The organism is Tautonia sociabilis, from assembly GCF_003977685.1.
GTDB classification, from domain to species: domain Bacteria; phylum Planctomycetota; class Planctomycetia; order Isosphaerales; family Isosphaeraceae; genus Tautonia; species Tautonia sociabilis.
This window is the reverse complement of the sequence record NZ_RYZH01000068.1, coordinates 1-22473: the sequence shown is the minus strand read 5'-3', so window position 1 is coordinate 22473 and position 22473 is coordinate 1. Positions and strand designations below refer to the sequence as shown.

The window sequence follows — 22473 nt, the reverse complement described above, 5'->3', positions numbered from 1 at the left end:
ATCGTCGATCGCGAATCATCCGACGATGGGGTAGCGTCCCAGGGCCTTGCGGCCGACGGCCCCGACGAGGACGGCCGGGAGGACCAGCCCGGCCAGCCCGAGGGCGACGCGGCCGGCCACGCCCGGCAGCGGCTCCTCGCGGAAGGTGAACGCGGGGATGGCGTCCAGGTCTTTCGGCCCGATCGGCTCGGCCCGGAGGATCCGGGGGCGGAAGAAGGCGCGGTAGGACTCGTGGAACGCCTCGACCTGTCCGGCGAAGTGTCGGGCCCGGGCGGCGCCGGTGCCGGCGACGTCCTGAAGGGCCTCGACCGTGACGATCGCCGGGGAGAGGAAGCGGAGGCGGTCGACCATCGCCTGCTGGCGGGCGAGCTGGGCTTCGAAGCGGCCTTGTATGTCGCGGACGCTGGCCTCGACGGCCTCCTGCACGGCGAGGGCCTGCACGGCGTACTCGTCCGCGTCGACGTCCCCGCCGGCCAGCTCCGGGTGGTCCTCGAAGTAGCGGGCCTTCAGCCGGGAGCCCTCGGCCTGGGCCTCGTCGGAGGCCTCGCGGAGGGCTTGGACCAGCTCGGCCCGCGACGGGACGGGATGCACCGCCTTGACCGCCACGTTGACCAGGGCCGGCACCACCGCCACCAGCGCCAGCCAGATCCCGGCGAGGATCAGCGCGTTGGCCGACGAGCCCCGGCCCATCGCGTTGACGGCCACGGCCAGCGCGAACCAGAACGCCCCGTAGGCCGCCACCACCGCCATCCAGAGCCCCGCCCTCGCCAGCACGCCCGGCCCCGACGCGCCGCCCCCCACCGCCAAGCCGACCATCGAGATCGCCACCGCGAGGCCGACGACCAGGAGCCCACGCAACAGCACCTTCCCCAGGACGACCTGCCGCAGCGACACCGGCTGCGAGAGCACCAGCGCCAGCGTCCCCCGCTCCTTCTCGGCGGAGAGCAGGTCGAAGCTCAGGGCCAGGATCGCCAGCGGGTAGAGGACGACGATGACGAAGCCGAGGTCGAAGCGGCCGGTGAGCAGGTGGGTGGGGTTCTCGATCTCGTCGGCGCCGTCGAGCGACTGGCGGCCGTCGGTCGTCACCTTGACGTAGGACGGCAGCAGGTCCGACTGGCCCACCACCAGCGCCGCCAGCAGCCCCGGCGGCATGGCGGCGTAGCGGGCGCCGGAGGAACGGCCGACCTCCAGGGCGCCCACGCCGATTGCGTCGCCGGGCGAGCCGAGGCGTCGGCGCAGCTCGTCGAACCGGGCGGCCTCCTCCGCTGCGGCGGCTTCGAGCGCGGCCCGGCGGGTCTCGGCCCAGGAGGCGCCGTTGAGCGCCCCGTAGGCCACCACGGCGGCCAGCAGGCCGGCCAGGGCCCAGAGGGAACGGTCGGCGGCCAGCACCCTGGCCTCGTGTCGCATGATCCGAGCGAGCATCGGCGAAGCACCCCCGGTGCCGGTCGGCGGCCTCGTTTGGGAATCCCGTCAATCGATGCGGAGCGTGCGTGCCGACCACGCGGCCGCGGCGGCCGCGACGATCGTCCAGAGCCCGAGCGCCAGCCAGCTCGGGCCGAGGCGGGCGATCGTCCCGGCGACCGGTGGCGGCTCGAAGCGGAAGCGGGGCATCTGCCCCCACAGCTCGGGGCCGGCCTGGTACATGAAGCCGAGGTCGGCGCCGTTGGTGGCGAGGTCGTCATTCAGCAGGCGGACCAGCTCGCGTCGGTGCGCCTCGGCCGCCTCGGCGAAGGCGCGATGCTCGACCGCGTCGGTGCCGGCGAGCCCCATCGAGAGCGAGCGGATCGCCAGCGTCGGGGCGAGGAAGCCGAGGGCCGAGCGGGCGGCGTCCTGGTGATCGAAGGTGGACCAGAGGGCGTCGTAATGCCGGTCGAAGACGGCGTTGCCGTGGTCCTCGCCGGCCTGCAACGCGACGCCCTGGAAGTTGATCGGCAGGTCCTCGACGAAGTCGACGTCGTACCGGTCCAGCAACTCCTCCTCCAGCCGGCGGATCCGCTCGTCCTGCGGGTCGTGGCCGTCGACGCCCTCGCGGATCTCCCGGTCGATCGCCGAGGCGAACTCCAGGGCCGAGGGGGTTGGGTGGAGCCGCCTTGCCAGGTCGGTCGCCAGGCGGGGGGCGACCATCGTGTTGAGGATCCAGAAGCCCAGCAAGGCCACCAGGGCCGATCGGCCCGACTTCGCCCGGATCGAGGCGAAGAGCGAGACGGCGAGGAACATGGCCAGGTAGAGCAGGTAGCCGGCCGCCAGCGCCGCCGCCCTCGGCCAGGCGGCCCCGGCGTCGTCCCCGACCCGGGAGAGCAGCACCGCCCCCACGACGACCGCCGGCAGGACGATGATCCCCATCGCCGCCGCCAGGCCGATCGCCTTGCCGAGCAGCAGGTCCCTCGGCCGGACTCCGAGGCTGAGCACCTGGCGGAGCGTCCCCTGCTCGCGCTCGCCGGCGACGGCCGGGAAGGCGAGGAAGATGATCACCAGGGGCAAGAGCACCTGGAGCACGCTCGCGGCCGTCAGGTCGCCGAACCGCTCGAGGGCGGTGGCGTCGCGGGCGGGCCGGTAGTCGACCTCGTTGCGGCGGTGGGCCTCGACGAAGACGGAGATGCCGGTGTAGGGGTCGACACCCGGGTCGACGAAGGCCAGCGACGACTTCGGCTTGAACAGGTGCAGCCCGTAGTGGGCCGCCGAGTGCGGGTTCTTCTCGCCCTGGCCCTCGAACCGCTCGCGCGAGTCGGCCTCGGCCCGCGCGTGCTCGCGGGAGATGTCGCGCCACCCTTCCCAGCCGACGGCCAGGGCGCCGACCATCAGGATGCCGACGACGGCCGCCGAGGCCCGGAAGCGGCCGTCGCGGGCCAGCTCGACGAACTCCTTGCGGGCGATGCGGAGGATCATGGGAGAAGCCTTGTCGGCGGTCAGTCGTGCATGTGATCGAGGTAGATTCGCTCCAGGTCGGCGTGGCCGACCTCGGCGGTGTCGAGCAGGGCGACCATCCGGCCCCGCTTCATGATGCCGACCCGGGTGCCGGTCTCCTTGGCGCGGAACAGGTCGTGGGTGGCCATGAGCACGGCGACGCCGCGGTCGCGGAGCCGCACCAGTAGCTCGGAGAACTCGTTGGAGGCCTTCGGGTCGAGGCCCGAGGTCGGCTCGTCGAGGAGAAGCACCTCGGCCTGCTTGGCCGCGGCGATGGCGATGCCCACCTTCTGTCGCATCCCCTTCGAGTAGGTCGACACCCGCTTCCGCGCCGCCTCCTCCGTCAGGCCGGCCTGGGCGAGCAGCTCCAAAAAGCCGGCCGTCGCGTGCTCGCGATGGCCGGCCAGGGCGGCGAAGTAGGCGAGGTTCTCCAGCCCGGTCAGGTTGCGGTAGAGGTTCACCTGCTCGGGGATGTAGGCCAGATGACGCTTCGTCTCCAGCGGGTGCTCGACGACGTCGAGCCCCTTGATCCGCGCCGAGCCGGAGCTGGGGCGGATGAAGTTGAGGAACAGGTTGATCGTGGTCGTCTTGCCGGCGCCGTTGGCCCCGAGCAGGCAGAAGATCTCGCCGGGCCGGACGGCCAGATTGAGGCGGTCCAGGGCGAGGTGGCCGTTGTAGGACTTGGTCAGGTCGGTCGCTTCGAGCATGGTCGTGAGCCGATCGGGCCGGGGAGGTCTGGGATTGTGTGGCGTCGGCACGGCGGAGCAAGGGGGCGGGCTCGTCGGCGTCGGGCCGAGCCGGGCCTTGGGGCCAGGCTGCGGGAATCGGCGATCTCGATGGCGTTCCTGGAGAGCAGGCCGATGACGCCTCAATTGTCGTCAGTAGCCCGAGGGGGGCGGGTAGGTCCGCTGCGGCTCGGGCATGGTGCGGTTCTTGACCCGTTCGATGTCCTCGGTCGTGGGGCGCTGGGCATCCCTCAGGTCGTAGGCGAGCCGTTGGGCACGCTCCCAGTCGCCGTCCCGGGCGTGATCGATGATCCGGGTGAAGGCATCCCGCTGGTCGACGCCGAGGGCGCCCTCGGCGTCGAGCCGCTCGACCACCTCGGCGGCCCGGTCGAGGGCGGCCCGGTCCTGCGTCGAGGTGGCGGTCGCCAGGCGGAGGACCAGCTCGCGATGCTCGGGCTCGACCTGCGGCTGACCGCAGCCGGCCGCGGCCAACACCAACGCGGCGAGCGGCACGATCCGGCGTCGAGGCCACCCCTCAGAAGGCGTCGGCACTGATCACCTCCCCTCGCCGGCAGGTCGCCATCGCCGCCCAGGCGCGCTGGTTGATCGTCTCCTTGACGAACCGCACGCTGCCGTCTCCCAGCAGGACGTTCGCCCCGCCGGGGTGCTCGGAATACATCTGGCAGACGTGGCAGGATCGCGCGTTCGGCGGATGGATGATGTCCCCCTCGACGGCCGAGGGGCCGCTGTGGGTCAGCACGAGCGTGGCCGCGTAGTCGCAGGTCGAGAAGGCGAACTGCGGGGTCGGGCAGACGGCCGCACCCGGCACGACTCCCACCCACGTCTTGTCGCTGAGGATCGGCGTGTGCTCCCCCATGAACAGCGTGTTCGAGAGGCCGTCGCGGACCGAGGCGATCGTCGTGGACGAGTTGCGGAAGAACGGGCCGTCGGCGATGCGACGATGGTCCTCGACCTGGAACCTCCAGGACTCCTCGTTGCCGGCGTTGAGGACGTAATGCGACCGGGAGAACCGGGCCAGCTCGTCGCCGGGCTGGTCAAGCACACTGAAGGTGCGGCTGTCGTCGCTGACCGAGGGGCAGAGGAAGGTGGCCAGCGAGGTCGCCGCCCCGGTGGTGTTCTCGGGGAGCCAGCAGGGCAGGTCGACGTTGAGGGCCTGGTAGAGCGGGCCCTGCTCCATGGACGCCAGCAGGGCGGTGCCGTAGGCCCAGCCCGGGCCGGCGTCGAGCGTGTCGGGGTCGGGCACGCCGTGCACGCCGCCGCCGCCGGGCCGAGTCATGTAGCCGGGCGGGAAGCAGGAGAAGGTGCTCTCGTAGTTGTGCATCCCCAGGCCGATCTGCTTGAGGTTGTTGGTGCACTGGGCCCGGCGGGCCGCCTCCCGGGCGGCCTGGACGGCCGGCAGCAGCAGGGCGATCAGCACGCCGATGATGGCGATGACGACGAGCAGCTCGATCAGGGTGAAGCCCCGGCGATTCGTGATGAGCATCAGGTCGAATCCCTTCTACGAGACCTCGCATGAGTGGCTCGCGGCCGGAGGACACGCCGACCGACGGAGCCATGTACCTAGAAGGAGCCGGCCATACCGATCGAGTTCCCGGTAATACTCGTCGTCCCATGCCCCGGGGCCGATCCCGGCTTCGGCGATCTCCTGCTCCGGTGCACTCTCGGTGTCGGCCCGATCGTTCCGAAGGCGCCGGTAGGAGACACGGAGAACGAGCCGGGGTAGGTGGTTGCGAAGAACAGTCCATCGCGCCAGCCGTCCGCCCTCACTCACGCACGGCTCGCGCAGCGATGGGGTGGCTGGACCCCGGACGCAGGGGCGCCGTCAGAGGTCCCAGGACGCCGTGCGGTCGGTCCGGATGACCAGCCGAGATCGGGGCCCGAACCGGACCTCGATGGGCTCCGGGACGCGACGGGTGAGGTCGAACTCGATGGCGGTGATCCCGTTTCGGTCGTCGTTGGGCTCGACCAGGGTGACTTCGAGCCCCGGCCCGAGGATCGTGGCCGGCCCCTCGGCCCCTCGCCCGGGCCGGTAACCGATCGCCTCGAGTTGCCGGATCAGGTCGAGCCGGCCGTCCCGGGGCAACGCGATCGTCAGGCCGGTCACGTTGTCCAGCAGCCGCTGCGGGCGGAACCGAGGGGCGAGGAACCGCGACCGCGCGATCCCCAGGCCGTCGGGCCCCCGATGGGGGTCGAGCCAGGGGAAGAACCCCGGGTGATATTCGCTGAACCAGACGTCGAGCCCGGGATGGCTCTCGGTCGTCTTGCGGTGGACGACGTGGTACCAGGGGATCGGCTCATCGGTCCCGGACGTCCAGTCGACGAGCGATCGTTCGACACCGTCGGGGTAGGCCTCGGAGAGCCGCCGATAGACGCGGTCGATCGCGCCGGGCTGCTCGACGGTCAGCCCGAGCCCGCACTTGCCCGCGGGCTCGCCGAAACGATTCTCGGGCCCGAGCAATTCGAGGTAGGTCTCCCGGCCCCGGACGTAGAGCGAGTCGCCGACGGCGGGGTAGTCCCTCAGGATGTTGGTACGGCTTTCCGGCGTATATGACGGTCCAAGGCCGAGGTTGACACGTCCTGCCGCTCCTCGGACCAGATCGCTCGCGTGAGGTCGTCGACATGCACCGGATGGCGGATGTAATCCAGTACCGACCAGACCCGATCGGTCAGGCCGATCGCCATCGCCGGCGCGCGTCCCCCCAGCGAGCCGTGGACCCGCACCCAGTTGTAGAGGTCCCGCCACAGCCGCAGCGGCCACTGCAACCGACGCCCGTCCCGCGAGACGCACCGGCCGCGACGGGCCAGCCGCGCCTGCTGGCCCCGCAACGTCCCGTTGAGCCGCTCCAGGTGCGCGGTGTTGATCGTCGTCCCGATGCCCAGCTCGGCCACCCGGGCCCTGATCGCCCTTAACCGGCCGCACAACGCCTTGGTCCGCACCCGGATCACGCGCCCGGAGGCGTCCCGCACCTTCTCCACGACCCCGGCCAGCAGCCCCGGCGGCGGCTTCAGCCCGGGCTTCTTCTTCCGCCCGCGCCGCCGCTTGCGGCGGCGATGCAGGACCTCCCCGAAGACCTGCAACAACGCCGCGGGGTACGGCAGGTGGTTGTCCAAGAGCAGCAGAGGCGGCACGGAGCCGGCCGGCAGGCACAGCGCCACCGACGCCACCAACTCGGCGGCCGTCGCCAGGTCGCGCGGCCCGAGCCGCAGGTCGATCAGGAACCGGCTGACGACCGCCAGGGCCGCGTGAACCCAGGTCCGACCCAGGCCGCGACGGCCCCGAGCAGACCCGCGGCGCCCCCCCTTTGCTCGGGCGTCGGGCTGACCCGGCCGTGCAACTCGTCGAGCTGGACCGCCTCGGGCGGGGACTGGAGCCGGTCGAGCTGCAGGCGGTGGAAGTCCTCGGCACGGCGGCCGGCCGGCTCCAGCAGCCGATCGACGGTGCGGGGGTCGACCTCGCAGATGTCGGCCGTCGCCTCGACCGAGCAGCCGTGGCCCAGGCACTTGACGATCCGGACGACCGTCGCCTCTGGGAGCTTGGAGTACCGCAGCAACGTCCCCTGCCTCTCGGTGAAGCGGCGCCTGCAGGCCGAGCAATACAGGCGGCGAATGTCCTTGCGCTTGCCGGTGTACTCGACGGCCGAGAGGTTGCCGGCGGCGAAGCGATTGAAGTGGGAGCAGTCGGGGTTCGGGCAGGCGAAGGCCGCCAGCGAGCCGCCCGGCTTGGTGTCGTGGTGGTCTGGGCTCAAAGGTTTGCGTCCCATGGCCGGTCTCCGTGCACCGGGTCAGGACGGGTCCGGATCGCAAGCAAGGCGTCCAACTTCAGCATAGAAAGCCCGACAAACCGTGCCAACATCCTGAGGGACTACCCACCGTAACTCGTTCCCTGGAAAGGAAGTCCAGGAGAGCGGGCGGCGAGTCACGCCCTATTGATACCCCGGGCCGAAGTGCTGAAGGCGCCGGAGGGGACCCAGAGCATCTCGACCGTACCATCGGGGTTCCAGAGCACGGCCTGGGACTGGCCGTCGTTGAAGTCGCCGACGATCTGGCCGAGGTCGTTGATCCCGAAGCTGTTGCTGAAGGTCGTTCCCGAGGTCGGCGGGGCGAGCGTCTCGATGGTGTAGCCGCCCGAGCCGTCGGGCATCCATCGCACGGCCTGGGTCGCCTGGCCGGACTGGGTCCGGGCCGCGCCTGCGACGACGACGCCGTCATTGATGGCGTTGGCGAACTGCCTGGCGCCGTTGGATGTGTTGCTGCCGCCGAGGAACGGCAGCAGGGTATACGAGTCGGCCGGGTCGCCCACCTGATAGACGAACCCCTGGCGGTCGAGGCCGCTGTAGCGGTACACGCCGACGACCTGGCCGGCATTGTTGACGGCGTTGGCGTTGGCGCCGAGTCCGACGCCCTCGGGGTTGAGGACGGCCGTGAAGCCGAGACCCGGCTGCCAGACGAAGGCCCGATCCGAGAACGAGCCGGTGCCGGTCGACACGCTCCCCGTGCCGACGATCACCCCGGCGTCGTTGATGCCCGAGCCGCTGGTGAAGCCGCCACCCAGGCCGAGGTTGCCCAGGCTCGTGGCCGTGCCGCCCTCGAAGAGGAAGGCCTCCGAATTACCTGGGACGTTGGACAGGCCGGTCGCCTGGCCTGCCTCGTTGATCGCGTTGCCCTGCGACCGCGGGTTGGTTGCCGGCAGGGCCGGGATCGTCTGGATCGTGAACCGGAGCCCACTGGCGTCCGCCGCATCGGGGAGGACGCCGAATGACAGGATGAGGGGGGCGAGCAGGCTCGAAATGCGTGTTCTGTGTGTCATCGCGAGATCGACAATCCTTGAGGTACTCCCCCTCGAATGCGGGGGGCGATCGGGAAGGGCACGGGAGCGGACGAGGCTCAGGGCCGATCGACCATTCGGCTGGCCGACGCGCGACGTCGGCGGACGATCCCCGTAGCGGCGGCCGAGACGACGCCGAACGCGGCGAGGATTGCGGATGACGGCTCCGGGACCACGGTCAGCACGAAGGCGCGAGTCTGGCCCTCGAACGTCCCGAAGCCGACGATCTGGCCCCGATCGTTGATCCCTTCCGCGCTGAGCAGTCGCCAGCCGCTGCTGGAATCGATCAGGCCGTTGAGGTCGAGGATCTGGCCGTTTCGCCAGAGCACCGCGGCGCCGCCGAAGCTGGGGGCGTTGTCGAGCCGGGCGACGTGGCCGACGATCAGCCCCGAATTGTTGATGTCGATCGCCCGGGCGTGGACGAAAGTCGGCTCGTCGGCGAGCAGGCCGAGGTCGACGGAGGTCGAGCCATCGTAGAAGAAGGCGCGGGTGCGGCCGGAGACGGGGTCGCTGTAGCGGCCGACGGCGTGCCCCAGGTCGTTGATCCCGAACGCCTCGCTGAAAACCCCGGCGGCCGGCGAGCCGATGGTCGTCGCCATCGGCACGCCGGCGGCGTTGAAGGTCCAGAGGGTCGCCTCGCTGGCGGTGTCGGAGGCGTTTCGGGCGACGCCGGCGATGGTCCCCGTGTCGTTGATCGCGAAGGCGCGGCCGAAGCTGCTGGTCGTGCCCAGGGGCGTGCCGAGGTCGATCAGCGAGCCGCCGCCGTCGGTGTAGAAGGCGCGGACTGCCTGGCCGTTCGACGCCGCGCCGACGACGCGGCCGGCGTTGTTGATGTCGTTCGCCACGCCCCCCGAGCCTCCGGGCAGCGTTCCCAGGTCGGAGAGGGTCCCGCCCTCGAAGCGGAAGGCCTTGCTCGGTCCGTTGCCGCTCTCGCCGACCACCACGCCGTTGTCATTCACCGCGAACCCCCGGCCGAAGGTGGGCACGCCCGGCAGGATGCCGATCTCGACCGGCTTGGCCTCGCCGATCGTCCAGACATAGGGAAACAACTGGGTGCCGGTGCCCGCCTTGCGCGAGTTCCCCGAGACCTGCCCCCGGTTGTTGATATCCAGGGCGAAGTTGACGGCACCCCCCGGGAGCGTGGGGACCGCCTGGACCGTGTAGCGCGGCACCGATTCCGCACGGCTCTCGGTCCCTGAAGCCAGGGTCAGGGCGGACAGCGTCAGGAGCACGACGGAGGGGACCGGGGACGAAACGAGCCTCATCGCGGGTTTTCCTCAAAGGTGATCAGTAATGCAGTCGAGGATCGAATCAACGCGCCGGTGCGTTGTTCGGGATCATGGGCCATCCGGCCCGGTGGGACTGGTCGCGGGGGCAGCAGGACCGTGGTCGTGGTCGTGGTCGTGGTCGTCGCACGGGGCATCGACCCATTCGGGGAAGGGGTCGGGGAGGTCGGTCGCGGCGACGGGCCCCAGGCCGTCGAGCTCCTCGGCGGTGAGGAGGCAGGCGTCGAGTGATCGGCAGATCGCCTCCCGGTCGAGGTCGATGCCGATGAAGACGAGTTCCTGGATGCGATCGCCGACGGCGGGGTCCCAGTCGTCAAGCGCGGCCTGGCATTCGTCGGGGTCGTCGGGCCAGTCGGACCTCGGGGTCGCGGAGAGCCATCGCCCGCCAGGCCCGGTTCGGCAGGCGCCGCCGGCCAGGGAGTAGAGGCCGACGAAATCGGGCCGGGTGGCCAGCCAGAAGGTCCCCTTGGCCCGGAGCAGGCCGTCCCAGTCCTGGTCGATCCAGGCGAAGAACCGGGCCGGGTGGAACGGGCGTCGCGACCGGTAGACGAAGCTGGAGACGCCGTATTCCTCCGCCTCGGAAGCGTGCTCGCCCCGCAGCTCGGCCAGCCAGCCGGGGGCGGCGGCGGCCCGGTCGAAGTCGAACTTGCCGGTGTCCAGCAAGACCGAGAGCGGCACGCGCCCGAAGGTGCTGTGGACTAGCTCGGCGGTCGGGTTCAGCCGCCGGAGCAGGGCCTCGACGCGGGCCAGCTCATCGGGCGAGACGCGGTCGACCTTGTTGAGCACGAGGACGTCGGCGAATTCGACCTGCTCGACCAGCAGGTCGGAGATCGTGCGGTCGTCCTCCTCGCCGGCCGCCATGCCGCGCTCGAGCAGGTCGTCGGTCCGCTCCAGTTCGAGGAGGAAGGCCGCGGCGTCGACCACCGTGACCATGGTGTCGAGCCGGGCCACGTCGGAGAGGGCCTGGCCCCGCTCGTCCTCGAAGGTGAAGGTCTCGGCCACATGCATCGGCTCGGAGATGCCGGTGGACTCGATGAGCAGGGCGTCGAAGCGGCCCTCCCGGGCCAGGCGGCCGACCTCGACGAGCAGGTCCTCGCGGAGCGTGCAGCAGATGCAGCCGTTGGTCATCTCGACCAGCCGCTCGTCCACCCGGCTCAGCGCGGCGCCGCCCCGGACGAGACTCGCGTCGACGTTGACCTCGCTCATGTCGTTGACGATCACCGCGACCCGACGTCCCTCGCGGTTGGCCAGGATGTGGTTGAGCAGCGTCGTCTTCCCGGCCCCGAGGAAACCGGAGAGGACGGTGACGGGCAGCTTCGCCTCGCGTTCCATGTGCGCTCGCCTCGATGGCCCAAGATGCCCCGATCGATCCCGATCAGCCCGCCGCCCTGATCCCGATGGCCCGCCAGCGTCGGGCGAGCGACTCCCAGGCCGGGGCCATCTCCTCGGCGGTCACGCAGGCCTTCCGCCAGGCGGCGACGCAGCGCCGCCGATGGTCGAGTCCCAGCTCGAGGAGGGCCCAGCGCTCGTAGGAGACGATCGCGTCGAGGATGTCGCCGACGAGGGTCGCCTCCCTTTCCGGTTCGGACGGCCCCGCCACTGCCCGGAACGTCGGGACCGCCCCGCCGCTCAGCTCCGAGGCGAGGAGCGTGGGCCGGCGGGTGTAGGCCGGTCGGAAGTCGAACCGTCGCAACACGACCCCGCCCAGGCCGGGCGCCCCGAGGTACAGGCCCGACCCCCAGAGAGCCAGCAGGCGGCCCGCCTCGTCGCGCCTCGCGTACCCGTTCGACCCGCTGATGCCCGGGGCCACCGGATGACGCTCGAAGCCGTATCGGATCAACGCATTCCCCCCCGGGAGGCGGATGTCCTGCCCCCAGCACCACATCTGCTGGTCCAGCATCCGGGCCGCCTGGCGGCGGAAGTCCGGGGGCATGCGCAGCGATGGGGCCGACTCCGGCGGGCCGATCGGGCTGCGAGCAGACCTCTTCCTTCGGCTCATTGCGAAACCTCGACCGCCTGTCGACATCATCCGGGGTGGCCGGACCAGGCCGAGGGCCCGGTCGAATGGCACGCGACCGGCGCATGCCAGCCGAGGCCCGGGGCCTCGGTAGGGGCCGGACGATGCGTGGGTTCGTTGTCCCCCGAAGAGAGCCGGTCACGCGGGTCGAGTTCCCACCTCCCGCGGAATTTCTCAGGGATGGGCACCTGCATCTGGGAAAGCGTCACCGCTCGCCGTTCGTTCTCGGGAACTCGCCGGGTTTGGCCGGATCCCTACAGGGCAGGACGAGCGATGGGGGACCGCACTCGATCGAGCGAGATGTCGACGACCTGTACTCCCCGAAGCGAACCCTCCCCCCCGACCCGGAGGTCGTGCCGCGATGGATGTCGTCCAGCTCGTTGGCGTGAAGAAGGCCCACGTCGACCCGGCCGGGGGGCGGTGTGCCGTCCTCGACGTCGAGCGTTGGGTACTTGGCGCGGGGGAGCAGGCGGCCCTGCTCGGGCACAGCGGGAGCGGCAAGACGACGCTGCTCCACGTGATCGCGGGGTTGACGCTCCCGGACGAGGGCTCGGTCCGCGTCGCCGACTGCGAGCTGACCGGGCTCGACGAGCCGGCCCGCGACCGGTTCCGTGCCGGGGCGATCGGCTACGTCTACCAGACGCTCAACCTGCTCGACGGCTTCTCGAGCCTGGAGAACGTCCTGCTCGGGATGACCTTCGGCGGCAGGCCGCCGGACGAAAGGCGTGCCCGGGACCTGCTCGACCGGGTCGGCCTGGGCCATCGGCTCCACCATCGCCCGGAGGCGTTGTCGGTCGGCGAGCGGCAGCGGGTTGCCGTGGCGAGGGCCCTGCTCGCGAGGCCGACGGTGATGCTCGCCGACGAGCCGACTGCCCACCTCGACCCGGTCAACCAGCGGCAGGTCATCGACCTGATCCGCTCGGCCTGCCGCGAGGAGTCGGTCGCCCTGCTGCTTGTGACCCACGCCCCGGACGTGGCCGAGGCGTTCGAGCGGGTCGAGTCGATCGAGTCGTTCAACCGGGCCGCCAAGGGGATCCCGGCGAAGGAGGTGGCGTGATGAGCCTCTGGGCGATCGCCGTGCGAGGGCTCCGCGTCCGGGCGCTGTCGACGACGTTGACCGGCGTCTCGCTGGCGATGGGCGTCATGCTCGTCGTCTGCGTCCTGGTCGTCTACGGCGTGGTGGCCGGAGCGTTCGAGCGGAACGCCAGCCTCGGCTACGACGTGATCGTCGGCGCCAAGGGGGGGCGGCTCCAGCTCGTCCTCAACACGGTCTACCACCTGAGCACGCCCGTCGAGAACGTCCCGTACTCCTACTATCGGGAGTTCGTCGAGGGAGAGTTCGCGCCCTATGTGGTCTGGGCCATCCCCTACTGCCTCGGGGACAACTACCGGGGCAACCGCGTCGTCGGGACCGTGCCCGGGCTGTTCGAGGTCGAGTACTCCCCCGGCCGTCGTTATGCGATCGCCAAGGGGCGGAACATGCGGCAGGACGGCGCGTTCGAGGCTGTGGTCGGCGCCGTCGCCGCGAGGCAAGCCGGCCTGGCCGTCGGCGACCGCTTCCGACCGACCCACGGCGTCGAGGACGACGGCCAGGGGCACGAGCACGAGGAGTTCGCCGTGGTCGGCGTCCTGGCCCCGACCGGCACCCCGAACGACCGGGCGCTGTTCGTCAACATCGAGGGCTTCTACCTCCTCGACGGCCACACCAGCCACGATCGCGAAGGAACAGTGCCCGATCGCCACGACGACGAGGACGTACACGACCAGGACCATCTCCACGCGGAGAACCAGCCGACTCACCTCGAAGGCGATGACCACGAGCATGGCGGCCACGAGCAAGCCAACCTCGGCGATCACGGCCAGGACGCCCATGCCAACGGCCACGCGGAGCCGGACGATCATGGGCATGGGCACGACCACGGCGAACTGGAGGCGACCGCGCCTGCCGACCATGACGATGACGATCACGATCACGCGGGGCATCAGGGCCATGATCACGGCCCGGTGCCGGTGGAGCAGCGGGAGGTGACGGCGATCCTGGTCCGGACTGCCAACCCGGTGGCCTCGGCGCTGCTGCCCAACCGGATTAACGAGGGCCCGGTGGCGCAGGCCGTCTCGCCGGCCCGCGAGATCCGAGGTCTCTTCGAGGAGGTCGTCGGGCCGATCCAGTGGGCGCTGCTCGGCCTGGCGGCCCTGGTCGTCGTGGTCGCGGCGGTGGGCATCCTCGTGAGCCTGGTGAACTCGATGGGCGCCCGCAGGCGGGAGATCGCCGTGATGCGGGCGCTCGGCGCCCGGCGTCGCGACGTGCTGACGATCGTGCTTCTGGAGTCGCTGCTGCTGGGGGTCGCGGGCGGGGCGGCAGGCTGGCTGCTCGGCCACGCGCTGCTCGGGGTGGTCGGCCCGCTGGCCGCCGCCCGGACGGGGATCGCGGTCGGACCGCTGTCGTTCGCCGCGGCGGAGCTGGCGATCCTCCCCCTGGTCGCCCTGCTGGCGACGCTCGCCGGCTACCTCCCCGCGCGGATGGCCTATCGGACCGACGTGGCCCGCGCCCTCGGCTCGTCGGCATGAGTCCCCCGCGGTCGGCCCGCAACCCGGCGAGACGTGCCCATTTGTCCCTGGATCCCGCCTGTGGAGCCTTTCCGATGAACGACCGTGCCGATTCGCTGGTCGACGCGATCGAGGCCGATCTCGCGAAAAACTACCGGCCGATCTGCCCGTCGGCGGTGATCGCCATGATCCTGGGCGTGTCCAGCCTCGTGATGGCAATGGCGGTGTTCGACATGGACCTGGTCGTCTACTCGGCCGTCCCGGCGCTCGGGATCGTCGCGGGGATGCGGGCCCTCGGCTCGATCGCCCGCTACGACCTGGGGGGCCGCCGCCTGGCCTGGGCCGGCTTGTCGGCCTCGTCGCTGGCGCTGGTTGGCGGCCTGTCGGCGGCGGGGTATCGCCACGCCACGGAGGTCCCGCCGGGCTACGAGCGGCTGGGCTACGAGCGGCTCCAGCCGGGCCCGGGGGAAGTCGTCCCGCCCTCGGCCGAGGAGGTCGACGGCGAGCAGGTGTTCATCAAAGGGTACATGTACCCGACGGCCCAGCTCGACGGCATCACGGAGTTCGTACTCTGCCGGGACAACGGGTCCTGCTGCTTCGGCGGCCAGCCGAAGCTGGCGGACATGATCCAGGTGACCCTCCCGGCCGAACGTGCCGTCTCGTATCGCCGCGGCCTGGTTTCGGTCGCGGGCCGGTTCCGCGTCGAGCCCGACCAGGCTCCGGGCCAGCTCGGGAGCATCCTCTACCACCTCGACGCCGACCTCGCCCGCTGACCCGCGTCGCGCCCGCCTTGACCCGAGCGACGGATTCGAGAGGACGGTCCATGTGCGGAGGACTCTGCCCCGGCGGCTCGATCGACCTCTGCGCCGCCGTGCCGCCCCTCATCTTACTGGTCGCCGGTTACGCGATCCTGGTCCTGGACCTTGACCGCCGTCATTCCCGGCGTGCGCGGAGGCGTGTCTCCTCGGCGATGCGACGAACAACCGGCCCGCGGCCGCCCGCGAGCGGGTCCGGTGCGTCGCGGGGTCGACGCCGACCTCACCGGCAGCGGACCGCAACACTCCTCCACCCGTCCCGATCGCGAACGAAGGACTCCGACCCATGAGTCTCGCCGCCCTGCGCCCCTCGATCGACCGGATCGGCGTCGCCCTGTCGGCGTCCTGCGCGGTCCACTGCCTGCTGACGCCGCTGCTCCTGGCCGTCTCCTCGGCCGGCCTCCTGTCCTGGCTGGCCGACGAGCGGCTCGAGCTCGGGCTCATCGCGGCCGCCCTGCTCATCGGCGTGATCGGCATCGGGACCGGGTGCGTCCGCCACCGCAGATACGGCCTGATCGCCCTGCCCGCCGTCGCGATCGCACTGATCGCGGCGAGTCGACTGCTGGAGGAGTCGCCCGCGGAGACCGCGCTGGTCGTCGTCGGCGGCCTGACCCTTGCCGCGGCCCACGTGGTCAACCTGTACTTCTGCCGCCGATGCGAGTCGTGTTCCCCGGTCGCCTCGTCCGGTTTCGATCCCGAGTCCGGTGTCGCCTGAGCCGCTCGGGACGCGGCAGTGCCCTGCGTCGACAATCCCACCCGGGTGCCGATCGACCGTGGACGCCGGGAGGAACGCGGGAACTCATGGTCGTCGAGCAGCACTCTCCAGTCAGGGGATCCGGCATGCGGTCCCTACGCAACGGGGGCGACGGGCCTGGTCGCATCCCGGGAGTGCTCCTCCCCCTCGAAGAGGAGGCGTCGCCATGACTCCGACCCCGGACAGGCCGCCCCGATCCCGGCTGCACGCCCGCTCCGGCTGGGCCGGGCTCGTGCTCACGCCGGTCGCCTGCGGGATCGTGCTGGTCGTCACCTCCGGGGTCCTCGGCCACCGGACCGAGGGGCTCGGGCCGATCATCGCCCTGAGCGGCGCGGTCTGGGCGGCGCTCGGACTTACCGCCTTCGGCTGCACGGCCCACGGTCGTCGGCTACCCTGCGCGCTGGCGATGCTCGCCCTGGTCCTGGTGGCGATTGGCGTCCCTCGGACGGATGGGGTATGGATCGGTCCGGGGGTGGCCCTGCTGGCGCTCGGCCTGGCGCTCAACGCCCGGTATCTCATCGCCGGTGAAGAGCTCGAGCCGGTGGACTGTCGCTCTTCACCCCGGAGTCCGCCCCGAGAGGCAATCTCGTCTGGGGATCGTTCTTCCGAGGAGGCGACGCCCCGTCGTTAGCGAGCCCGGTGCCTCGAAGTTGGCCACGCACCTCGGCCGGCGGTCTGGTTCGGATCAAAAAGCGGACGCGCGATCGCCGTCCCGAACGGGATCCGTTGCGTCGGGAGGGTGTTGTGGCGTCTCGGCCTCGCCGACCGGTCCCACCGCCCCGCCTGGATCGGCCGGGTCCGGGGTGAGCCCGATGGGCGTGGATGTGTCGGACGCGGGCTCTTCGGGGGCATCCGGCCAAGGTCGGATCCACCGCGAGAGCCCCGAGAGCAGGGCGATCAGCGTCAGGGCCCCCGCCATCTCCGCCGGCGAGGCGTCGTGCGACGGCCAGGAGGGCAGCCCGGAGAGCCATCGCCAGGCGAGGATCTGCACCAGCACCGCGAACCCGGCCGAGGCCACCGGTGGGACCGCCCGCAGGGGCGCGATCAGCCTCGACGCACCGGCCAGCACCACCATCCCCGCCGCGGCCATCAGCCCGGTCGACACCGCCGCCTGCCAGCCGAGGTAGAGCCCGGCCAGGCCGAGGACGGCGAGGATTCCCCCCGGTCGCCGGGCACCCGGGAGGAGCATCCCCCCGACGATCAGCCCCGCCAGGTGGCCGATCAGCCCGCTGGCCGCCTCCGCCGCCGAGGGCCCCGACCCCGGCAGCCAGCCGGGCCTTGGGTCCGAGGGTGGCACCGGGTGAAGGTCGGCCGCGATCATCGGCCCGAGGTAGCCGATCGCCGCCGCGAAGAGGACCAGTCGAATCGGGATCCGCATGCGATCCGCCGCGATCAGCGTCACGCACAGAACCGAGCAGAGCAGGACCGCGTGGTAGGCGAACAGCCCGATCAGGTCCCACTTCGGATACCAGAGGATCCAGACGACCCCGTTGTAGGAGTTCGGCTGGCGGACCGGGACCGACCCGCCGCCGGAGAGCAGCTCCAGGAACAGCAAGGCCAGGACAACCGAGCCGGTCGCCGCCTCGACCAGCGGATAGCGCGGCGAGATCGGGGCCGAGCAGCTGTTGCAACGCCCCAGCAGTCGGAGCCAGCCGACGATCGGCACGTTCTCCCGGAACGTCAGCGGCGTCTGGCAGGCCGGGCAGTGCGACCTGCGGCCCCAGAGCGACATCCTCCGGGGCATCCGGTACACGACCACATTCAGGAAGCTGCCGATGGCGGCGCCCAGCATGAAGAAGAAGACGGCGGTGATGGCGCGGAGGGTCGCGATGCTCCGCTCGTCGTCCTCGGACATCTCGTCGATCGGCTCGATGCCCAGGGCGCTCAAGGATCGGCCCGAGGGCGAGACCGGGGGCATCGCGTCATCATCCTTCGCCTCCATCCCTGCGAAAATCTCCGGGAAGGGGGGCAGCTCGGGGAGTCCGTCCTCCTGTACCCTCGCCCGTGAGAGGCCGACGACTAAGAGGAGGAGCGCCCCCGCCCCGGTCAGGAGGGGTCGCCGGTTGCGGCCGATCGGCCTCCGGGCCTCGGCATCGCCGGGGATCGCGCGGAGCGAGGCCCGGGTGCAGACACGCGCAAACTCCAGGCAGAGCCGACGAATCGACTCGGCGTCGCCGAAGGCCGACCCGTCTCGTTGGGGAGGTGCGTAACAGGCCCAGTCGGCTAGGCGGATGAGCTGGTGTATGGCCGAGCGGGCCGGCACGTCGGGCAGGTCGGCAGCGGTGCGGCCGTACCACTCGCGGAGCGTCCATGAGCGTGGCCGTCCCCGTCCCGACAGGGCGGCCCGACGTTCCAGGAGCCGGACCGTCGCGATCACGCGGCGCCGAGCCTCTCCCCGGAACGCGACCCGCCAGGCCAGCGTCGCCATCGCTGCCGCGATCCAGATCCTCGCCATGAGGAGGAGGCCCGAAACGAGCACCACGGCGATCGTCTCGACCGGATGCTGCCCGATCCATCGGGCGGTCACCCGCACACCGCCCCAGAGCCTGGCCATCAACGAGGGCTCCGGCCCGAGCACCTCGAAGCCGGGCGTCGCCTCGACGACGACCCACTCCCGGCACGGCAATTGGACCTCGGCCCAGGTGTGCAGGTCGCGAGGCATCAGCACCGGCGTCCAGCCCGATTCCTCGTCAAAATGCCGCGGGTCGGCGTAGAGCCCCTGCACGAACCGGGTCGGATAGCCCAGGCTCCTCAGCAGCATGCAGGCGGCCGTGGCGAAGAGGTAGTCGTCGCCCCGGCGCCGTTCGAAGAGGAAGTGGGCGACGGCGTCTTCGCAATCAACGGGGAGGATCGCATCCGAGTCCCGCTCGTATCCCGTCCGCAGGCGGGAGACGATCGCCTCGACCTGCGGCCATCCCCGTCCGATGCCCTCGGTCCATCGGCTCGCCAGCTCAGCGATTCGGGGGTCCGCTGGCCGCCGCTTAATGCCCCCCGGCGTCTCGACAATCGCATCAAAGGTCAGATACCTCGGCATGGCGTAGGACGGCCCTGGCGGGAACGCCAGCCGGCGGAGGCGGGCCGGGTCGACCGTCGGGGTCCGCGTCTCCAGGCTGGTCTGCTTCGGAAGGTACTCGGCCCGGTAGCGGAGGATGCCGTCCTGGGCCAGGGCGAAGAAGTCGGGCCGTTCAATCAGGTCGATCCGGAAGCGGTCGCAGCCGGCCGGCAGCGGGAGCTGCGGGGCCTCGACGTTGCCGACGACGACCTCGTGCCGCACCACCCCGGCGTCGATCCCGCCGTCCTCCCCCGGGATCTCGATCCAGCCCGCGAAGCCGAGCCGGAGGTCGACCGGCTCCTGCCCGACCGCGGGCTCCGCCCAGGACCGGCCGTCGAAGTCGTCGTAGGCCATCAGCCGGATGTGCACCGGCGTCTTCCCCCGGACGGTAAAGGCCGCGTCGGCCGTCCCCTCGGGCGGTTCCGCCCTGCGACGGCGGCCGCCGCGGACGGCGGAGAACTCGCGGGTCGGGTCGGACTGGCGGGATCGCTCCTCCTGCATCTCCCCGCCCGGGTTCTCGACGGCGACCGCGAGGCTCCGCTTCGTGTTGATCTCCTCCGGGTCCCCCCACTTCTCGTTCGAGGCGTCGAAGAGCGACAGCTCTCGGGTCTCGAGGAAGAGGTCGCTGTCGACGGGGCCGGTGGTCGTCGGGTCGTCGACGCCCCGGGCCAGGTTCGGGCCATCCCCGACGCCGGAGCGGGCCGAGGGGTCGCTGATGGTCGAGCCGCCGGAGGTCGGCAGCAGCTCGCCGAGCACGCCGATCGTCCGTCCCGGGCCGACGACCAGCACCGTCATCCCGCCGACGAGCAGGCCCCAGACGACGATCGCCAGCACCGGCGGCCGGCGGTTGGTCCCCTCCAGCAGCTTGACCTGGAGAACGCTCCAGTAGAGCAGGATCAGCCAGTAGCTCCCCAGCAAGGCGTACAGTGCCGAGAGCGCGTAGAGCACCCGATGCTCGGCCAGCACCGAGCTGAAGAGCATCGCCGCCAGCGTGAGCCCGCCCGAGAGCCGCAGGCAGACCGGGTTGCCGGACAGCGCGATCGCCGACAGCGCCGCGTCCCGCATCAGCAGCACGAGCAGCAGCTCGTAGGGCAAGCCCCCAGACCCGAGGAGTGTCGCCCCCAGGTCCAATGCCCAGAGGGCGGCGATCATCAGCGAGGCGGCGATCATGGTGGCGGCCGACGGCACCGACTCGGCCCGCCCCCTGAGGCCGAGGAACCGGTGGATGCCCGCCGCACCGGCGATCAGGAAGGCCACCTGGGCAAGCCTCAGCCAGCCGGGCACCCCCGGGCGGTCGAGGGTGTACTCCGCGGCCAGGGCCGCGATCGCCGCGAGCACGAAGCCGAGCCGGACGAGCTGGCGTCCCGAGCGGGTCTCTTCAGTTCGCATCGAGGACCTCCCGCCAGGCGCGGCGGAACTGGCCGCGGACGTCGTCCGCGTCGGTGAGCTCGATCCAGGGCCGGATCGGCAGTCGGGAGGCAGCCACGCCGTCCTCGCCTCGGCGGCGCTCGAACCCCCCGGCCCGGAGGACGATCGCCCGGGCCGACCGGGGCCAGATGGTTGCGACCCCCGGCCGGTCGAGGCCGCGGTCGGTGGTGATAACGACCTGCAAGCCGTCTCGGAATCGGCGGGCCGGACGGGAGGCAAGCATGGCCTCAATCGCCGTCGACGGATGGGCCGGGATGCGCGCGAGCGTGTCCATGAGACGTTCCCGCTGCTGGCCGCCGGAGCCGGTCGACACGGCCCTGTCGCCCGCCAGCAACTCGACGAGCGCGCCCCGGGCCAGGAACGCCTCGACCAGCGTCGCCGCGACACGGATGGCCCATTCCCGAGAACCGTCGGGCCCACGGCCGCCGTGGACGGCAGGGTCGACATCGAGCACGACCTGGAGGTGCAGGTTGGCGCTCGCCTGGCGCTCGCAGACGATCAGCCGGTCATGCCGGGCCGACTGGGCCCAGTGGATGCGTCGGAGCGGATCCCCGCGGACGTAGGGCCGGACGCCGAAGAAGTCGCCAGTCTGGCCGGCACGGTTCAGGTAAGTCAGGCCCTCCCGCGTCCGGTCGCTGGCGGCCGCCTCGGGGATCGCGTCGATCGGGAAGGCGAGCGGCCAGACGACGAGGCTGCCGCCCGACTCCAGCGGCCGTTGCGCCTCCCAGAGCCCGAACGGGAAGCCCGTCCGCAAGCAGGCCGTGCCGACCGGATACTCGCCCCGGACGCGGGGGACGTACGGGAACTCGAACTCGGTCGTCCTCCAGCCCGGCACCACGGCGAGGTTCGCGACCGAGTCGTCCGCCTCCCCGCCGTGCAGGCGGAGGCCCCAGGAGCCGACGGGAAGGTAGTTCGTCACGACCAGCCGCGCCCGAGTCCCCTTGCCCTCGACCGTTCGCCGGTCCTCGAAGACCAGGCGGCCCCGGAGCGCCATCAGGCTGAGCTTCGGCCAGATCAGCCCGAGCCCGATGACCGAGCCGACGCCGATGAGCAGGACATAGGCCCTCGCGTGCACGAACCAGCCGCAGAGCACCGCCGCGACCGCCGCCATGAGCAGGCTGCCCAGGGGATAACGCCAGGGAAGGTAGACATTCACGAAGGAGAGGTGGTCCGCCTCGACCAGGATGTGCCGGATGCCGAGCAGCCACCGATGGATCCGCGACCCGCCCGCCGCGGTCCGGTCTCGGGGTCTCGCCGATGCACTTCGCCCCGCCATCCCCATGCCTCCGGGTCGATCCGAGGACTGCCCCCGAAAAACACCTTCGACCTCGACAATTCGTCCCCCTCCCAGGGCCCCGGGGGGCCGTCAGGCCGGCGACCATTTCAGGTCGCTGAGCCGAGCCCGCAACACCCGGCGTGCCCGGTTGAGCCGAGACCGGACGGTCCCGATCGGGATCCCCAGCCGCTCGGCGATCTCCCCGTATTCCTGCCCCTCCTCCTCGCGGAGCTGGAACACCACGCGGTACGACTCGGGCAGCTCGTCGAGCAGCGAGAGGACCAGCTCGGCGAATTCCCTCCGCTCCGCCGCCTGGTACGCATCCGCGCGGGGGTCGCGCTCGGATCGGCACGAGCAGGCCCGTTCCTCGTGCCGTCGCCGTCGTTGGCGCGATCGGAGGATCTGGAGGCTCCGGTAGACGACCGCCCTGGCCAGCCAGGCCGCCGGGTCCTCCGGGCGCTCCGGGAGGCCCCACAGCGCGAGCATCGACTCCTGCACGGCGTCCTCCGCGAGGTCGTCGCAGCGGACGATGCGACGGGCGACGCGGTGGAGGCGATCTCGCATCGTTTCCGCGCAATCCGGGATGAGTTCCGGCCCGTGTGAGAGACCAAGAGCCGTGTCCGCATCGCGACCGGATTCTCGGCGGCCGTTGCCCGCGTGGCGATCCGTCGCGACGGCGACCGTACTCCATCCTCTCGGCCTCCGCGGGGGATGCTCCGTCCGGTCGTTTCGGGGCCGATTGCTCGATTCGATGCTCATGGGCGGCCTGGTGCTCGCGACGGGAACGCGGTCCGAGGAGGGCCCCCCGGCGACCGAGGGGCCG

Annotated in this window: 20 protein-coding genes; 5 read left to right on the top strand and 15 right to left on the bottom strand. The window is 71.4% G+C overall.

Going from position 1 to position 22473, the window contains the following annotated elements:
- Positions 1–15: 15 nt before the first annotated feature.
- The 12 genes from TsocGM_RS23180 to TsocGM_RS23125 all read right to left on the bottom strand — a co-directional run bounded on the left by TsocGM_RS23180 (position 16) and on the right by TsocGM_RS23125 (position 11760).
- A complete protein-coding gene (locus tag TsocGM_RS23180; protein WP_126727843.1) occupies positions 16–1422 on the bottom strand; it encodes an ABC transporter permease in 1407 nt (468 codons plus the stop codon).
- 48 nt (positions 1423–1470) lie between these two features.
- On the bottom strand, positions 1471–2886 hold the full coding sequence (locus TsocGM_RS23175) for an ABC transporter permease (RefSeq protein WP_126727842.1): 1416 nt from the start codon (positions 2884–2886) through the stop codon (positions 1471–1473).
- A gap of 20 nt (positions 2887–2906) precedes the next feature.
- Positions 2907–3611, bottom strand: a complete 705-nt coding sequence (locus TsocGM_RS23170) for an ABC transporter ATP-binding protein (protein ID WP_126727841.1) — start codon at positions 3609–3611, stop codon at positions 2907–2909.
- Positions 3612–3782: 171 nt separating this feature from the next.
- Entirely contained in the window at positions 3783–4181 is a 399-nt protein-coding gene (locus TsocGM_RS23165) for a hypothetical protein (RefSeq protein WP_126727840.1), read from the bottom strand.
- Complete coding sequence (locus TsocGM_RS23160) at positions 4165–5133, bottom strand: DUF1559 domain-containing protein (protein ID WP_126727839.1); 969 nt, start codon at positions 5131–5133, stop codon at positions 4165–4167. The genes TsocGM_RS23165 and TsocGM_RS23160 overlap by 17 nt, the downstream gene beginning before the upstream one ends.
- Positions 5134–5472: 339 nt before the next feature.
- On the bottom strand, positions 5473–6171 hold the full coding sequence (locus tag TsocGM_RS23155) for a DUF5829 family protein (protein ID WP_261341652.1): 699 nt from the start codon (positions 6169–6171) through the stop codon (positions 5473–5475).
- On the bottom strand, positions 6168–6806 hold the full coding sequence (locus TsocGM_RS23150; RefSeq protein ID WP_126727837.1) for a hypothetical protein: 639 nt from the start codon (positions 6804–6806) through the stop codon (positions 6168–6170). Before TsocGM_RS23150 ends, TsocGM_RS23155 begins: the two co-directional genes overlap by 4 nt.
- A 56-nt stretch (positions 6807–6862) precedes the next feature.
- Positions 6863–7411, bottom strand: a complete 549-nt coding sequence (locus tag TsocGM_RS23145) for an IS1 family transposase (RefSeq protein ID WP_126727836.1) — start codon at positions 7409–7411, stop codon at positions 6863–6865.
- Between the two features lie 155 nt (positions 7412–7566).
- On the bottom strand, positions 7567–8457 hold the full coding sequence (locus tag TsocGM_RS23140; protein ID WP_126727835.1) for a hypothetical protein: 891 nt from the start codon (positions 8455–8457) through the stop codon (positions 7567–7569).
- 77 nt (positions 8458–8534) lie between these two features.
- The gene (locus TsocGM_RS23135) at positions 8535–9740 is read right to left on the bottom strand and encodes a DUF3466 family protein (protein ID WP_126727834.1); all 1206 of its coding nucleotides are present in this window, start codon (positions 9738–9740) and stop codon (positions 8535–8537) included.
- Between the two features lie 72 nt (positions 9741–9812).
- Complete coding sequence (gene zigA / locus TsocGM_RS23130) at positions 9813–11093, bottom strand: zinc metallochaperone GTPase ZigA (protein ID WP_126727833.1); 1281 nt, start codon at positions 11091–11093, stop codon at positions 9813–9815.
- A 43-nt stretch (positions 11094–11136) separates the two neighbouring features.
- Entirely contained in the window at positions 11137–11760 is a 624-nt protein-coding gene (locus TsocGM_RS23125) for a hypothetical protein (RefSeq protein WP_126727832.1), read from the bottom strand.
- Positions 11761–12139: 379 nt separating this feature from the next.
- On the opposite strand from TsocGM_RS23125, the gene TsocGM_RS23120 reads away from it, so the two are divergent.
- The 5 genes from TsocGM_RS23120 to TsocGM_RS23100 all read left to right on the top strand — a co-directional run bounded on the left by TsocGM_RS23120 (position 12140) and on the right by TsocGM_RS23100 (position 16525).
- Complete coding sequence (locus tag TsocGM_RS23120) at positions 12140–12835, top strand: ABC transporter ATP-binding protein (protein WP_126727831.1); 696 nt, start codon at positions 12140–12142, stop codon at positions 12833–12835.
- Positions 12835–14346: an ABC transporter permease gene (locus TsocGM_RS27750; protein WP_261341651.1), complete on the top strand. Its 1512-nt coding sequence runs from the start codon at positions 12835–12837 to the stop codon at positions 14344–14346. Before TsocGM_RS23120 ends, TsocGM_RS27750 begins: the two co-directional genes overlap by 1 nt.
- 74 nt (positions 14347–14420) lie before the next feature.
- On the top strand, positions 14421–15098 hold the full coding sequence (locus TsocGM_RS23110) for a hypothetical protein (RefSeq protein WP_126727830.1): 678 nt from the start codon (positions 14421–14423) through the stop codon (positions 15096–15098).
- Positions 15099–15426: 328 nt separating this feature from the next.
- Positions 15427–15855: a MerC domain-containing protein gene (locus TsocGM_RS23105; protein ID WP_126727829.1), complete on the top strand. Its 429-nt coding sequence runs from the start codon at positions 15427–15429 to the stop codon at positions 15853–15855.
- 205 nt (positions 15856–16060) lie between these two features.
- Positions 16061–16525, top strand: coding sequence for a hypothetical protein (locus TsocGM_RS23100; RefSeq protein ID WP_126727828.1), 465 nt, complete (start codon positions 16061–16063; stop codon positions 16523–16525).
- 54 nt (positions 16526–16579) lie between these two features.
- Here the strand turns inward: TsocGM_RS23100 and TsocGM_RS23095 are convergent, their stop codons facing one another.
- The 3 genes from TsocGM_RS23095 to TsocGM_RS23085 form a co-directional block, all read right to left on the bottom strand.
- On the bottom strand, positions 16580–20335 hold the full coding sequence (locus TsocGM_RS23095; protein WP_126727827.1) for a prepilin peptidase: 3756 nt from the start codon (positions 20333–20335) through the stop codon (positions 16580–16582).
- A complete protein-coding gene (locus TsocGM_RS23090) occupies positions 20325–21650 on the bottom strand; it encodes a DUF58 domain-containing protein (protein WP_158633723.1) in 1326 nt (441 codons plus the stop codon). Before TsocGM_RS23090 ends, TsocGM_RS23095 begins: the two co-directional genes overlap by 11 nt.
- Before the next feature lie 90 nt (positions 21651–21740).
- Positions 21741–22214, bottom strand: a complete 474-nt coding sequence (locus TsocGM_RS23085; RefSeq protein WP_158633722.1) for an RNA polymerase sigma factor — start codon at positions 22212–22214, stop codon at positions 21741–21743.
- Positions 22215–22473 lie beyond the last annotated feature (259 nt).

What these genes read in the sequence shown, in the direction of transcription:
- TsocGM_RS23120 (WP_126727831.1), top strand. Translation starts at nt 12,140, where the DNA reads ATGGATGTCGTCCAGCTCGTTGGCGTGAAGAAGGCCCACGTCGACCCG.
- TsocGM_RS23145 (WP_126727836.1), bottom strand. Translation starts at nt 7,411, where the DNA reads ATGGGACGCAAACCTTTGAGCCCAGACCACCACGACACCAAGCCGGGC.
- TsocGM_RS23085 (WP_158633722.1), bottom strand. Translation starts at nt 22,214, where the DNA reads ATGCGAGATCGCCTCCACCGCGTCGCCCGTCGCATCGTCCGCTGCGAC.
- TsocGM_RS23105 (WP_126727829.1), top strand. Translation starts at nt 15,427, where the DNA reads ATGAGTCTCGCCGCCCTGCGCCCCTCGATCGACCGGATCGGCGTCGCC.
- TsocGM_RS23180 (WP_126727843.1), bottom strand. Translation starts at nt 1,422, where the DNA reads ATGCTCGCTCGGATCATGCGACACGAGGCCAGGGTGCTGGCCGCCGAC.
- zigA (WP_126727833.1), bottom strand. Translation starts at nt 11,093, where the DNA reads ATGGAACGCGAGGCGAAGCTGCCCGTCACCGTCCTCTCCGGTTTCCTC.
- TsocGM_RS23160 (WP_126727839.1), bottom strand. Translation starts at nt 5,133, where the DNA reads ATGCTCATCACGAATCGCCGGGGCTTCACCCTGATCGAGCTGCTCGTC.
- TsocGM_RS23135 (WP_126727834.1), bottom strand. Translation starts at nt 9,740, where the DNA reads ATGAGGCTCGTTTCGTCCCCGGTCCCCTCCGTCGTGCTCCTGACGCTG.
- TsocGM_RS23090 (WP_158633723.1), bottom strand. Translation starts at nt 21,650, where the DNA reads ATGGCGGGGCGAAGTGCATCGGCGAGACCCCGAGACCGGACCGCGGCG.
- TsocGM_RS23140 (WP_126727835.1), bottom strand. Translation starts at nt 8,457, where the DNA reads ATGACACACAGAACACGCATTTCGAGCCTGCTCGCCCCCCTCATCCTG.
- TsocGM_RS23175 (WP_126727842.1), bottom strand. Translation starts at nt 2,886, where the DNA reads ATGATCCTCCGCATCGCCCGCAAGGAGTTCGTCGAGCTGGCCCGCGAC.
- TsocGM_RS23110 (WP_126727830.1), top strand. Translation starts at nt 14,421, where the DNA reads ATGAACGACCGTGCCGATTCGCTGGTCGACGCGATCGAGGCCGATCTC.
- TsocGM_RS23095 (WP_126727827.1), bottom strand. Translation starts at nt 20,335, where the DNA reads ATGCGAACTGAAGAGACCCGCTCGGGACGCCAGCTCGTCCGGCTCGGC.
- TsocGM_RS27750 (WP_261341651.1), top strand. Translation starts at nt 12,835, where the DNA reads ATGAGCCTCTGGGCGATCGCCGTGCGAGGGCTCCGCGTCCGGGCGCTG.
- TsocGM_RS23125 (WP_126727832.1), bottom strand. Translation starts at nt 11,760, where the DNA reads ATGAGCCGAAGGAAGAGGTCTGCTCGCAGCCCGATCGGCCCGCCGGAG.
- TsocGM_RS23170 (WP_126727841.1), bottom strand. Translation starts at nt 3,611, where the DNA reads ATGCTCGAAGCGACCGACCTGACCAAGTCCTACAACGGCCACCTCGCC.
- TsocGM_RS23100 (WP_126727828.1), top strand. Translation starts at nt 16,061, where the DNA reads ATGACTCCGACCCCGGACAGGCCGCCCCGATCCCGGCTGCACGCCCGC.